Source organism: Ruthenibacterium sp. (assembly GCF_017421385.1).
Taxonomy (GTDB): Bacteria; Bacillota; Clostridia; order Oscillospirales; family Ruminococcaceae; genus Ruthenibacterium; species Ruthenibacterium lactatiformans.
This window is the reverse complement of the sequence record NZ_JAFOIN010000090.1, coordinates 1-12,723: the sequence shown is the minus strand read 5'-3', so window position 1 is coordinate 12,723 and position 12,723 is coordinate 1. Positions and strand designations below refer to the sequence as shown.

Annotated in this window: 11 protein-coding genes and 1 riboswitch; of the genes, 6 read left to right on the top strand and 5 right to left on the bottom strand. The window is 60.3% G+C overall.

What is annotated here, in order from left to right; all coding sequences use genetic code 11:
• The 6 genes from IIY41_RS10835 to IIY41_RS10810 form a co-directional block, all read left to right on the top strand.
• Positions 1-290 (top strand): uroporphyrinogen decarboxylase family protein (locus IIY41_RS10835; RefSeq protein WP_287400705.1); only part of this gene is annotated, 290 nt, incomplete at its 5' end.
• A gap of 37 nt (positions 291-327) precedes the next feature.
• On the top strand, positions 328-2,931 hold the full coding sequence (locus IIY41_RS10830) for an alpha-L-rhamnosidase (protein ID WP_287400703.1): 2,604 nt from the start codon (positions 328-330) through the stop codon (positions 2,929-2,931).
• Between the two features lie 24 nt (positions 2,932-2,955).
• Positions 2,956-4,023, top strand: a complete 1,068-nt coding sequence (locus IIY41_RS10825) for a uroporphyrinogen decarboxylase/cobalamine-independent methonine synthase family protein (RefSeq protein ID WP_009325248.1) — start codon at positions 2,956-2,958, stop codon at positions 4,021-4,023.
• Positions 4,024-4,049: 26 nt separating this feature from the next.
• Positions 4,050-5,447 (top strand): Sapep family Mn(2+)-dependent dipeptidase, encoded by a 1,398-nt coding sequence (locus IIY41_RS10820; protein WP_287400700.1) that lies wholly within the window; start codon positions 4,050-4,052, stop codon positions 5,445-5,447.
• 78 nt (positions 5,448-5,525) lie between these two features.
• A complete protein-coding gene (locus tag IIY41_RS10815) occupies positions 5,526-6,755 on the top strand; it encodes a uroporphyrinogen decarboxylase/cobalamine-independent methonine synthase family protein (protein ID WP_050006662.1) in 1,230 nt (409 codons plus the stop codon).
• A gap of 150 nt (positions 6,756-6,905) precedes the next feature.
• Positions 6,906-8,171: a helix-turn-helix domain-containing protein gene (locus IIY41_RS10810; protein ID WP_165858976.1), complete on the top strand. Its 1,266-nt coding sequence runs from the start codon at positions 6,906-6,908 to the stop codon at positions 8,169-8,171.
• A gap of 59 nt (positions 8,172-8,230) precedes the next feature.
• On the opposite strand, the gene IIY41_RS10805 is transcribed toward IIY41_RS10810, so the two are convergent.
• The 5 genes from IIY41_RS10805 to IIY41_RS10785 all read right to left on the bottom strand — a co-directional run bounded on the left by IIY41_RS10805 (position 8,231) and on the right by IIY41_RS10785 (position 12,544).
• Positions 8,231-8,734, bottom strand: coding sequence for a hypothetical protein (locus tag IIY41_RS10805; RefSeq protein WP_050006660.1), 504 nt, complete (start codon positions 8,732-8,734; stop codon positions 8,231-8,233).
• Between the two features lies 1 nt (position 8,735).
• Positions 8,736-9,134, bottom strand: coding sequence for a DUF4430 domain-containing protein (locus IIY41_RS10800; protein WP_278659708.1), 399 nt, complete (start codon positions 9,132-9,134; stop codon positions 8,736-8,738).
• A gap of 78 nt (positions 9,135-9,212) precedes the next feature.
• Positions 9,213-9,352, bottom strand: a riboswitch (adenosylcobalamin (AdoCbl) riboswitch).
• Positions 9,353-9,405: 53 nt separating this feature from the next.
• The gene (locus IIY41_RS10795) at positions 9,406-10,890 is read right to left on the bottom strand and encodes an ASKHA domain-containing protein (RefSeq protein ID WP_242869140.1); all 1,485 of its coding nucleotides are present in this window, start codon (positions 10,888-10,890) and stop codon (positions 9,406-9,408) included.
• 47 nt (positions 10,891-10,937) lie between these two features.
• On the bottom strand, positions 10,938-11,486 hold the full coding sequence (locus tag IIY41_RS10790) for a DUF2284 domain-containing protein (RefSeq protein ID WP_055081349.1): 549 nt from the start codon (positions 11,484-11,486) through the stop codon (positions 10,938-10,940).
• Positions 11,487-11,515: 29 nt separating this feature from the next.
• Positions 11,516-12,544: a uroporphyrinogen decarboxylase family protein gene (locus tag IIY41_RS10785; protein WP_050006656.1), complete on the bottom strand. Its 1,029-nt coding sequence runs from the start codon at positions 12,542-12,544 to the stop codon at positions 11,516-11,518.
• Positions 12,545-12,723 lie beyond the last annotated feature (179 nt).

Here is a 12,723-nt window from a genome sequence, read left to right as displayed (position 1 = left end):
GCATCCGGGCGGTCGATACGCTGCAGCCGGAAGCCGCGGACATGGACCCCGCCTGTCTTGCACGGAAATACGGCGGCAGGCTGGCGTTCCACGGGTGCATTTCTACGGCAAAGCTGGCCGTGATGACGCCCGAAGCGGTGGTACAGAACGTGGCGGAGACGCTGGAGACGATGATGCCGCACCACGGCTACTGCCTTGCGCCCACGCATTATCTGCAGGACAACACGCCCGTGGAAAACGTGATCGCCATGTATCAGACTGCCCACAAACTGGGCCGGTACGGAAAATAAAAAAGGGCCGCGCGCCCACAGAAAAGGATGGCTTTTTATGGGATGCTTTAAAATCGTACAGTGCACCTGCAATCATCAGGAAAATCCGCTGGGGCTGGACCGTACGCCACGCTTCGGCTGGAAAATGCGCTCGGACACGCGGGGCGACGCCCAGACGGCGTACCGCATCACAGTGTCCACAGACGCGCGGCGCGCACAGGCGGGGCAGGGAGACGTGTGGGATTCCGGCCAGACCGCGGGTGATGGGAATGTGAGCGTGGCCTATGCCGGCCCGCCGCTGCAGCCCCGCACCCGGTATTATTGGTGTGTGACGGCGTGGAACCGTGCCGGAGAAGCGGCCGTCAGCCGTCCGGCCTTTTTCGAGACGGGCAAGCTGAACGAGGCCTGGCGCGCACGCTGGATCACGGCGCCGTTTCTGAAAATGGACAAAACGGACACAGGCGCGCCCTATCTGCGCCGCACGTTCCCGCTGCGGGGCGAGGTGCGCAGCGCGCGGCTGTATATCTGCGGGCTGGGGTACCACGAGGCGTTCATAGAGGGGAAAAAGGTTTCTGAAAATCTGCTGGAGCCTGCGTTCACCAAATACGACGCGCTGTCGTATTACCGCGTGTATGATGTAACGGAGCACCTGCCGGCGGCAGGCCCGGCTACGCTGGGCGTGGCGCTGGGCAACGGCTGGTACAACTGTTTCACCGAGGATGCGTGGAACATCCGTCAGGCAAGCTGGCGTGCGGTGCCCAAGCTGCTGTGTGAGCTGTATATCACATACGCCGACGGTACACAGGACTGCATCTGCAGCGATACAGGCTGGAAAACCTCGCCCGGGCCCATCACGTTCAATTCCATCCGCAATGGCGAGTGGTACGACGCGCGGCTGGAGCTGCCGGGGTGGAGCGAGAGCACGTACGGCGCGGACGGCTGGCAGGACGCCGAGTTGGTGCGCGGCGCCGGCGGCGTGCTGCGCGCGGCTGAGATGCAGCCTATACGCGTGATGCAGGAGCTTGCGCCCGTGAACGCATACCGCACGCAGGAGGGGCGCTGGATCTTCGACCTGGGCCAGAATTTTGCAGGCAAGGTGCGCCTGACGGCCTATGGCCCCGCAGGCAGCGAGATTGTGCTGCGCTACTGCGAGGACCTGACCGGGGACGGACAGCATGTGGAACAGAAGCACATCAGCGGCTTTGTGCGCACCGGGGAATTCCAGACGGACAAATATATCAAAAAGAGCGACGGGCCGGAGGAATGGACGCCGCAGTTCGTATATCACGGCTTCCGCTATGTGGAGGCCGAGGGGCTGCCGGAAGAGCTGCCGGGACCGTGCATCATGGGCCTTGTGATGCACACGTCTTTCGAGCGCACCGGACATTTTGAATGTTCGGACGATACGCTGATGACGATTCAGCGCCTATGCCATTGGTCCAGCATCTCCAACTGCCAGGGCGTGCCCACAGACTGCCCCCACCGGGAAAAGAATGCCTGGACGGGAGACGCGGGTACCGTGCACGATCAGCTCCTGCTGAATTATGACGCATTCCTGTTTCTGGAAAAATGGCTGGACGACCTTTGCCAAAGCCAGAGACCCAACGGTTCCATTCCCTGCGTATGTCCGTCAACGGGCTGGGGCTATAACTGGGGCAATGGGCCGGACTGGTCGATGGTATTGACGACGCTGCCCTGGGCGCTGTACGAACAGACGGGAGACGCAGCCATTCTGGCGCGGTATTATCCTTTCATTTGCCGCCATTTTGATTTTATGTCCAGCATGGCTGTGGACGGCATCGTGAACTACGGCATCGGAGACTGGTGCGCACCCTTCGACGGCCCGGCAATCTCTGTCAACATGAGCACGTTCAAAGCGCCTGTGGCCCTGACGGATACCGCCTGCTATTACCGCAGCGCCAGGATGCTTTCCAAAATGAGCCGTGTGCTGGGCCTTGACGACCCGTATCTTGCCAGGAGCGAGGAGATCCGTGCGGCGCTGCTGCGCAATTTTGTGGATGCGGATACCGGCGAGGTGGCGGGAGCATGCCAGACCTCGGACGGCTGTGTGGCTTTCCATCATCTGCTGAAGCCGCAGGAGGAGGCGCGGCTGATGGAGCGCCTGGCAGAGCGCATCGCGCAAAACGGCTGGCACATTGATTACGGCATTCTCGGCTCGAAATATGTGCTGAACATGCTGGGCGAATACGGGCGCACGGACGTGATCTACAAGATGCTCACGCGGGAGGACTACCCCGGCTATCTGTACTGGGTGGCTCACGGCTGCACGACGCTGGCGGAGTGCTGGAACCTGGGCGGCTCGCACAACCATTACATGTTTTCGGATGTATCGGCGGTGTTTTACCGCTATTTTGCGGGCATCCGCCCCGATGGGGACATTCCCGCATACCGCAGCTTCCTGCTGGCGCCCGCGCTGGATTTGGCCATCGACACGCTTTCGTGCAGTGTGGAAAGCCCGCACGGCACTATTTTTGCAGGTTGGAAAAAGGACGGGGACACGGTGACGTTTACCGCCGGGGTGCCGTTTGGAACGACCGCACGTCTGCGGCTGCCCGCCGGTGTGCAGGCGCCGGAAAACGGCGCCGTGCTGGGCGGCGGCCGGCATGAATTCTGCTGGAAAATCGCTCAGTCCGCGGGTTGAGCGGCCGAAACGGAGGGAACGACAATGAAAATGGATAAGGCAAAGGTTGAAAACTGCATTGCGAAAACGCGTGCTTTTTATGATACGAAGGCCGTGGGCTGCGCGCTGCTGAAAGTGAAAAACATCGCCACGCTGCCCTCGCCTGCGCTGTCGCTTACGGACTACACATTTCCGGACGATGTGTACAAATATCTGGACGCCCGCGCCCAGTGTACCATCGAACGTCTGGCGCAGCGGGCGGAGCTTGCGGATGATACGGTGCCCGCGGAAGGGCCGTGGTACGGCATTGCCGAACACACGGCCTTTCTGGGCGGCCGGGTGGACTACGAGAGCGATACGAGCTGGCATTACGCGATGCTGGATGCGCCCGGAGAACTGGAAAAGCTGGCAATGGATGAAAACAACCCGGTATTCCGGATGGTGAACGGCGGTATCGCATATCTGCGCGAGAAGTACAGCGATTATTTTCTGCCCATGGTGCGCGGCGCGTCCGGCGCGCTGGAGATGGCAAACACGCTGCGCGGCAACGACTTTTTCTACGATTTCTATGAAGAGCCGGAGGACCTGAAGGCGCTGCTGGATTACTGCGCGGACGCGCTTGTATGGAACTATGAAAAACAGATGGAGGCGGCAGGAGACGTATACGGCGGCGTGGTGACGGGCTTTGGCGAATGGCTGCCCGGCCGCGGCCTGGGGCATGTGTCCGAGGATACGACCACAATGATCTCTCTGGAGCAGTTCGAGGAGTTCGGCCGGCCGCGCACGGAGCGCATTTTTCGCAAATTCGACGAGGTGTTTATCCACATGCATGCCCTCAGCGAACGATGCCTGGCCTCTGTCGCATCGTTGCCGAATATCCGGCTGATGGAGCTTTCCTCGGACCCGAACACCGACCGTGCGGTGGAGGTGTGGAAGCGCAGCCGGGAGAAACTGACCCGGGTGATCCCGGTGCTGCGTCTGACACGAGCCGAGATCGAGTCGAACATGGACCTGCTGAAGAGCCAGAAAACAGTGGTGTGGTATGACGCCGCCTGTATGGAGGACGCGCAGGACATGTGCGCTCTGTTTGCACGGGAACTGCCTGTGCGCTGAGCAGCGCGCAAAAAAGGAGAACCGGTATGGACGAAAATGAAAAACGGCTGCTCCGGCAGATCGACGCATTTGTGAAGCGCAGCCATGAGGGCATCCTGCGAGATATGAAAACGCTGGTGGACATTAAAAGCGTACAGGGAGAGCCAGCGCCGGGCGCGCCTTTCGGCACGGGGCCGAAGCGCGCGCTGGAGGCCGCTCTGGAAATTGCTTCGGGTATGGGCCTTTCCACGCGGAACTGCGAGGGCTATGTGGGGTATGCCGACTTGCCGGGCAAAAGCGAAAAACAGATCGCGCTCATCACACATCTGGACGTGGTACCCGAGGGCAGCGGATGGACAGGCGACCCGTTCTGCATGACGCTGCGGGACGGATTCGCGGTGGGGCGCGGCACAGCCGACGATAAGGGGCCGGCCGTCATCACACTGTATGCCGCAAAATTTTTTAAGGAACAAGGCGTGAAACTGCCCTATACGCTGCACGTTTTGTTCGGCACAAATGAGGAAACGGGCATGCAGGATGTAGACTACTACCTTGCCCATTATCCGCAGCCCGCATTTTGTTTTTCTCCCGACGCGCGTTTCCCGGTGGGATATGCGGAAAAGGGGGGATACAGCGGCTGGCTGGTAAGCGCGCCGCTGAACGGCTGCTTGAAGGAATTTTTTGGCGGCGAGGCAAAAAACGTGGTGCCGGACCGCGCCTATGCGCTGGTGCGGACAGAAAAGACCCGCCTGCCGGATACGGAAAACATAACAGTACGGGCCGAAAACGGTTGTGTGCGAATTGAAGCGCGGGGAAAAGGCGGGCATGTGGCCGGGCCGCAGGGGTCTGTCAACGCCATCGGGCTGGTGGTGGGTTATTTGCTGGACAACGGTCTGTGCACGCCGCAGGAGAAACGGGCACTTCGGATGCTGCGCACGCTGCACGCGGATACAGACGGCAGTGCGCTGGGCGTAGCGGCCCGCGACGATGTATTCGGCCCTCTCACATGTGTGGGCGGGATGGTACGTCTTGAGCAGGGCCGCCTGCGTCAAAGCGTAGATATCCGTTACCCGGCCGCCATGGACGGCGAAAGGCTGCGCGCGGCGTTGTGCGCGCTGGCGGAAAACGCAGGCGGCAGCTTTGAGCCGGGCGCCATGCGCGCTCCGTTCTGCATCGACCCAAATTCTCCGGAGATCCGCACGCTGACAAATACCTACAACGAGCTGGCGAACCGCAGCGACGCGCCTTTTGCGATGGGCGGCGGAACCTATGCGCGCCGGTTTGCAAATGCGATCAGCTACGGTCCCGGCGAGACGGACCAGCCCCGCCCTGTTTGGGCGGGCGCCCCCCACGGTGCGGACGAGGCCATGGAAATGGCGCAACTGTACAAAGCGCTGCGCATCTATATTCTTGCAATTGCACGACTGATGAAGCTGGAGCTTTGAGGCAGAGACAGACGGGGAAGCAAGGATGTCCTGTGAAAGAAGCCCGTGCCGAAGGGCACGGCGAAAGGAGCGGAAAGCATGAATGCGGATCAACAAATTCTTACACAACTGGCAAAAGAATACCGGGAGGTCGCGTTTGCGCCCGTAAATGAAGAGCGGCGCGCTCTGTGGAAGGCATTGAACGGGCTGCGCGAATGCCGCCCTCTGATCATGATAGACCAGCTGCCCTGGCATGAGCTGGATGTGGACGGGGACTTGAAGCTCCGGTGCAGGGATGCGGACGCCCGTATTGTGGAGGATGCTTTGCGCAAACAGCTGTACCAGGCAAAATATTTTCCCGCGGACAAAGTATTCGAGCCGTATCTGGAACTGCCCAAAACCATCGAGGGGTACCACCACGGCGTTGTGCGCCGGGAAGTGACGTTGGCCGCTGACGAAAGAAATGATGTGGTGAGCCACTCGTATGTCAGCCAGCTGAGCAGCGAAAGCGACCTTGAAAATTTGAAATTCCCGGACATCCGCGTGGACGAGGCGAAGGACAAAAAGCGCTGGGAAAAGGTCAGCGAAATGGTGTCGGGGATACTGCCGGTGCGCCTGACAGGCGTGCGCATGTTCCACTGCGGTATCTGGGACGACCTTGTGGAGGCGATCGGGACAGATAACTTTTTCTTCTTTTTTGCGGACGAGCCGGAGCTGCTGCACAAGGCGGCCAGACGCATGGCGGACATTTGCCAGAGCCTGATCGACCAGCTGACGGAAAAGCAGCTGTTCGACGCATATGAGCCGACGGTACATTGTACGGGCGCGTATACAGATGAGCTGCCGCAGGACAAAGAAAAAAACGTTCGGCCGGGAGATGTATGGACATTTGGCCTGGCGCAGATGCTGGGGTCTGTCTCGCCCCAGATGTTTGAAGAGTATGAGGTCGAATATGTCAAGCCGCTGCTGGAGCAGTTCGGCCTGGTCTATTACGGCTGCTGTGAGCCGCTGCACAACCGGATCGATTACATCCGCAAGATCAAAAACGTACGCAAGATCTCCATGAGCCCCTGGGCGGATATCAGAGCGGGAGCAGAGCATATCCACGGCGACTATGTCATCTCCCGCAAGCCGAACCCGGCCTATCTGGCGGCTGCTTCCTTTGACCCGGAGCTTGTGCGCAGGGAACTGCAGGAGACCTGCCGCGCGGCAAAAGAGAACGGATGTACCTGCGAGCTGATTTTGAAAGATGTCAGCACGGTGCAGTACCACCCCGAGCGGCTGGCGCAGTGGCACAAGATTGCAGTAGAGGTTGCCGGTGAATGGTAAAACGGCGGCTCATACCGTATAAAGCGGATGCGGCGCAGCCGGTAAATGCTGCCTTTGGGATTTTTTTGCTTTAATGTTATTGATGTTCCAAACGAAAAATTGTATGATAAAGGAGAGAAAAGCAGCGCACGGGGAAAGGCGGGAACGCAGATGGAATACGAGCAATTCGACCGCAGGCTGGCGCGGGAATGTGCAAAGGCCTTTTCCCAATCCACAGGTCTGGGCTGCACGCTGTCCGACAAAACCGGCAGGGCTTTTGATGAATACGGGTACGGCTGCGAGAGCTGCGGCATGTGCGCCGCCGCAGGCGCCTCTCACGACCGGTGCGTGCAGGCGCATATCTACGGTATGACGGAGGCCGAGCGCTTCGGCGGCAAGTATATCTATTTTTGTCCGATGGGGCTCACATGCTTTGTCTCTCCGATTCTGGGCGAAGGCGGCGCCGAGGCGAAAATCACGGTCGGCCCGTTCATTATGGTAGAAAAACAGGATTTTATCGCCTGCGAGCTGACGGAAAATGTCCGCCTCACAGAGGCACAGAAACAGGCCGCGGTGCAGGTGCTGGAGAATATTCCCTTTGTGCCGACAGAACGGGTGACGCAGCTTTCGGTGCTTTTGTTCATGGCCGTTGGGTTTATGAACAATGTTTCGGCGGAAAACAGAATGATGGAGTCGGGCCATTCAGAGGAGCTGCAGGGGCAGATCACTTCCTATATCCTGGAGCTTAAGCAAGAGGAAGCGCCGCCGCCCTATCCGTTTGAAAAGGAGCATGTGCTGCTGCAGTGCGTGGCCCGGAAGGACCGCGACGGCGCGCGCCGTCTTTTGAACGAGCTGCTGGGCGCGATCCTGTTCGTGGACGGCGGGGATATGGAGCTTGTGAAATCCCGTCTGTATGAGCTGCTGGTGCTGATTTCCCGGACAGCCATCGAGAACGGCGCGGACGCAGAGCACACGATGCGGCTGAGTCATGAATACCGTTACAGGATCGGCGCATTCACCACCATTGATTCGCTCTGCCTGTGGCTTGCAGGCGTGGTGAACCACTTTATGGACGACCTGTTCCGCTTCTCGGACGCCAAGCACGCCAACATCATCCACCGGTGTACACAGTACATCAGCGTCAATTACAAAGAGCGCATCACGCTGGAGGACACCGCCCGGATGGTATATCTTTCTCCGGCTTACCTGAGCCGCATTTTCAAGCAGGAGACGGGCGTGACGTTCAACGAGTACCTCAACCGCGTGCGTGTGAACAAGGCGAAGGAACTTTTGCGCCGCCGCGAGCTGCGCATGACGGATATTTCCCTGGCTGTGGGGTATGAGGATCAGAGTTATTTCACAAAGGTGTTCAAACGTGTGGCGGGGATGCTGCCGCGGGAATACCGGGAAAAAATACTGGTCTCCCGGAAGGACTGACGGAAGGAACAAAAAGCAGACGGAGCTGAAAGCTCCGTCTGCTTTTTATATAATACAGTTTATGCCTGCGGCCCAAGCTGCTTTGTACGCTGCAGGCAATAGCGCAGCGGTTTATAAAGCAGCAGCGCCACAACAAAATTGCCCGCGCCGTGCAGCAGGTCGAATGGGATGCCTGTTACCCACCAGGCAACGCCCGCGGCAATGCCGCCGTTCATCACCGCGTAGGAAACAGCGTACAGCGCGCCGTAGCAAAGGCCAAACAGCCCGCTCAGCAGGGCCCAGAGCAGCACAGAGCGGTTTTGACGCATCAGCCGGGCGAACAGCATCAGCACCGCCCAAATATACAGCTGCGGGAACCACCAGATGCCAAAGCCGTTGAGCAGGCCGTACACAAAGACATAGGTATAAACGGCGGGCACGGCCAGCCGCGGATATTCCAGCGTGTACAGGATGACCAGCAGGCTCACCAGCTCGATATTGGGCAGGCCGTCCAGCGCGAATTTGGAAGCCACCAGCACCGCCGCGAGGAACGCGGCGGTAACAAGGCTGCGCGTCTTGCCCATCTCAGTAGCCGGTTTTCAGCGTGATCTCAAAGTGGTCGCCGTCCGCGACCGGGGTGGAGTCAACGCCGGTCATCACATCCTCGCCGTCCTTCGTGAAGCACCACCACTCCTCTTTGGCCTCGTCGGCCGTCACGCCGTTGACTGTTTTTACATACAGACCGTATTGGGATTCTTCGCCTTCGACAAGCTTCTGCTCCTCCAGTGCCTGGCGCAGAAATTCCGCGTCGGTAGAGAAGCTGAATTCATCGGCGGTCGCGTCGGCGTATACGACGGTTACGCCGATGGCCTTCTGCCCGGCGGTACCCTTCGGGCCAAAGGCAAACCATACCGCCAGCATTGCGGCCACAAGAACGACCGCGGCGCAGACGATGATCAGCGTTTTTTTCTTTTGTGCAGACATGTTTCAATTCCTCCTGAAAGCAAAAATAAAAAGCCGCGCCTCCCGGACCGGGAGCGCGGCTTTTTTGACAAAACAGACGCGCACGATCCATCCATCGTAAATCGTGAGAACAGCGCCGTGCCCGGTACCCCGGCTGAGGGCAAAGCCCAATACGGTGGCGGGACCGCGCGGGAGTTTCACCCGCTTCCCCGGAAATGCGCGGCGCAATATGCAATTGTATATGCTACAGTGTACAGGACAGGCACGTTTTTTGCAAGCCCCTTTGGGAGCGTCAGAAAAACATACCTTCGGTATAGGCGTTCATGAATTCCGCGCTGGTGGAAAGGTCCACCGTCCTCGCTCCGGCAGCCAGGGCCTCGCTGTGGGGGATAAAGCCCCTGTTCAGCAAAAGCATGGCCGCGCCGCTCAAGGCCGCGTTTCCCAGCACGCGCACACGGGGAACGAGTTCTTCGGGCAGAAGGCCGATGCGGCCCGCGCTGTTTACATCCAGATAGCTGCCGAAGCCGCCCGCGACGGCCAGCTCGGCGGCGTCCGCCCCGCAAAGCCCTTCCACGCGCAGCAGCGTGCGAAGCCCGGCGCAGATGGCGCTTTTGGCAAGCTGTACCATGCGGACGTCTTTCTGCGTCAGGCATACAGGCGGCGCAACGGGCGCAGGGTCCTGCTCCAGAAGCCCGGTTTCGTCCAGCTGCTCCAGCTCCAGCAGGCAGGCAAGCGCGTCGATGACGCCGCTGCCGCAGATCCCTTTCGGCGCGCCGCCCCCAATGACGTGGGCCTGCAGTACGCCGTCCTGTACGCGGACGTGATCCACTGCGCCCGTCTTTCCGGCCATCCCCATGGAAAGCCCGGCCCCCTCAAAGGCGGGCCCGGCGGCCGTGGAGCAGCAGGAAAGCTGCCCGCGATGCCAAAGAGCGATCTCGCCGTTGGTTCCAATATCCACCAGCATGCGGGTGTCCGGCTTGGAGCAGATGCCGCTGGCCAGCAACGCCGTGGTGATGTCCGCACCCACAAAAGCGGACATACAGCGGGGCAGATATACCTGCGCATGGGGGCAGGGCAGGCCAAGCTCCCCAGCCGCAAGCGTTTCTCCAAACAGGCGGGAAGCGGCGAACGGGGCATGGGAAAGACAGTCCGGGCCTGTCTGCGTGAGCAGGTACAGCATCGCGGTGTTCCCTGTGATGACCAGCGCGTCCACTGCTTCAGCGGAGATATGCGCTGAAGCGGCCATTTCCAACACCAGTGCCCGCACACCGGCGCGCACGGAGGCGGCCAGCGCATCGCCGCTGCCGTGCAGTGCGGCCTCGATGCGGGAGATGACGTCGGCGCCCCAGCCCGCCTGCGGATTCGGCGCGCTGGCCTGGGCCAGCAGCGTACCGTCCGGCCCGTACAGGCAGGACGCCAGCGTAGTCGTGCCGATATCCACTGCGGCTCCGCAGACGGAAAAGATTGGGTCATGCACAAAATCCGGCATCTCGCCGGCCAAACGGATCTGGCTGGCGGCAGCACCCTCCAGCGTTACCGTACAGTCGCCCTCCACACGGGCACAGCAGGCCAGACGCACGCCCCGGGAGATATCCTGCGGGGAAAGGTGTTCCCGCTCTGCGTCTGAAAGGGCGCTCAGCGCGCCGTGGGCGACGACGCGGCACTTGCCGCAGCGGCCGTATCCGGCGCAGGGCATTTCCAGTGCATGGTGCGGCAGAATGACGCTGCTCAGCAGCGCACCCATCTGCGCTTCAAGGTGTGTTCCGTTGACGCTCACTTTTGCCAAAGCGTTCCCTCCCACAGTTGACTGCCGCCCGCCGGCGCTCATGCCTCGCAGAACAGCAGCGCGCCGAAATAAGTTACGGTGTTCTGCCCGTTGATGTACTTCATGCCGCTGGAGGCGGCAAGCTCTGAGACGTTGATGCCGTAAGTCTCCAGAGAGGGCATCGCAAGCTCCGGATGCCGGCAGGGTTCATTCGTGCGTTTGGCGCACACCCCACACATGTGGCAGCCGCCCGCACCCAGATGCAGCTTTTTGGCGAAAGGCAGCGTGGCGAACCATTTGGCAAGTGCCCGCGAAAGCTCGTTGTGCAGCCGCGCCGCCTCCATCATGCCCTCAAAATCATAGCTGTCCTCCAGCTTCCCCACCGTTTGGTATACAAGCGCTTTTTGGTAGCTTTGGGCTTCGTTCATCAGCGCATCGATATCCCCGGCGTCCGGCGGGCACATCCAGCATTTTCCGTAGTTGCCGCAGGCGTTCGTTTCGCACATTGCGCGGAACGCGCGGTCGAAGCGGACATCCTGCAAATCGACCACGCCTGCCTTATAGGCGCCCAACCCGCGCACCTGCTCGGCCAGTGCGGAGTAATCCATTTCATCACATCCTTGTTTTAAGGCCCGGTTCAGCCGCGGCCTGCGGCAGTACCGGCGTAAAATTCATTCACGGCGGCGAAAAACGCGTCGATGTTTTCCCAGCGGGAGAGCGGCGGGATATCGCAGCCGGAGGAGATCACAAAGTTGGGATACTTGCAGCATGCGTCCATCACGCCAAGCGTGGCGGCACGAATGGATTCCGGCGTGCCGTTCCGGAACTCCCCGGCGGGGTCCACGTTGCCCATAGCCACCGTGCCGGCCGGAATATGGGTCATCATTTCGGCCATATCAATGGCGTTGCCGAAATGATAAGCGGCGGAGCCGGTTTCCAGAATGGAATCGATCATCTGGATGGTGCTGTTGCCGCAGTTGTGATAGATGACGAGGAACGAATCGTCCTGAACAGCATCCACGATCTGCTTGACATAAGGGCCGGAGAATTCTGCCGAAAGAGCGGGCGAGAGCAGCCCGGCCACGGGCTCTGCGATGACGACGCCGTTCGCGCCTGCTTCTTTGTAGGCTTTGCAATATTCCGTGATGAACTGTGTGGCCTTTTCCAGCAGGACGTGGACCATGTCCGGTTCTTCGTAGCAATAGATCATGATCTCGGTCACGTCCAGCAGACGTGCGGCCAGTGAGAATGGCCCGATAACGCCGGCGAACACGGGGCGGTCGGTGATCAGGCCGACCGCTTTTTCAATGGCCTCGATGTATAACCCGGTGCGCCCGGCGCCCACGGGAGGGACGGCCAGCGCGCGTGCTTCTTCTTCGGTGGAAACGATGCTGCCCACAACGGTGGGAACTTCCTCGTCCGAAACGCGGATTGCGGAACCGAAGCATTCGGCCTCCACGGAAAGATCCATCAGGCTCACGCTCGCGGCCGCGTCTGTGCGCTGGGCCACGAGATGCATTCCGCGCGCCTGGGCGTCGCTGCTGGAGATCAGCTCCCGCACGCTGATTCCCATAAGCTGGATGGCCGGGAAAGAAAGCACGGGCATCGCCTTTTTAACAGGAGCGCCGCGCAGCTCTTCCAGCCAGCGTTTCATGTCTCTTTTCATTCGCCTGCCTCTTTTCTGTTTTCTGAGTTTCGGCCTTCCCCGTTCATGCGGAGGCGCGGCAGAGAGCGACGGCGGCGTCGGCGGCGCTGGCGGCGTCGGCGGTGTATTTGTCCGCGCCGATCTGCTCACAGAAAGCCTCGGTGACAGGCGCGCCGCCAACCATGATCTTCACCTTGTCG

What these genes read in the sequence shown, in the direction of transcription:
- IIY41_RS10815 (WP_050006662.1), top strand. Translation starts at nt 5,526, where the DNA reads ATGAATGCGGATCAACAAATTCTTACACAACTGGCAAAAGAATACCGG.
- IIY41_RS10785 (WP_050006656.1), bottom strand. Translation starts at nt 12,544, where the DNA reads ATGAAAAGAGACATGAAACGCTGGCTGGAAGAGCTGCGCGGCGCTCCT.
- IIY41_RS10830 (WP_287400703.1), top strand. Translation starts at nt 328, where the DNA reads ATGGGATGCTTTAAAATCGTACAGTGCACCTGCAATCATCAGGAAAAT.
- IIY41_RS10805 (WP_050006660.1), bottom strand. Translation starts at nt 8,734, where the DNA reads ATGGGCAAGACGCGCAGCCTTGTTACCGCCGCGTTCCTCGCGGCGGTG.
- IIY41_RS10820 (WP_287400700.1), top strand. Translation starts at nt 4,050, where the DNA reads ATGGACGAAAATGAAAAACGGCTGCTCCGGCAGATCGACGCATTTGTG.
- IIY41_RS10790 (WP_055081349.1), bottom strand. Translation starts at nt 11,486, where the DNA reads ATGGATTACTCCGCACTGGCCGAGCAGGTGCGCGGGTTGGGCGCCTAT.
- IIY41_RS10800 (WP_278659708.1), bottom strand. Translation starts at nt 9,134, where the DNA reads ATGTCTGCACAAAAGAAAAAAACGCTGATCATCGTCTGCGCCGCGGTC.
- IIY41_RS10810 (WP_165858976.1), top strand. Translation starts at nt 6,906, where the DNA reads ATGGAATACGAGCAATTCGACCGCAGGCTGGCGCGGGAATGTGCAAAG.
- IIY41_RS10825 (WP_009325248.1), top strand. Translation starts at nt 2,956, where the DNA reads ATGAAAATGGATAAGGCAAAGGTTGAAAACTGCATTGCGAAAACGCGT.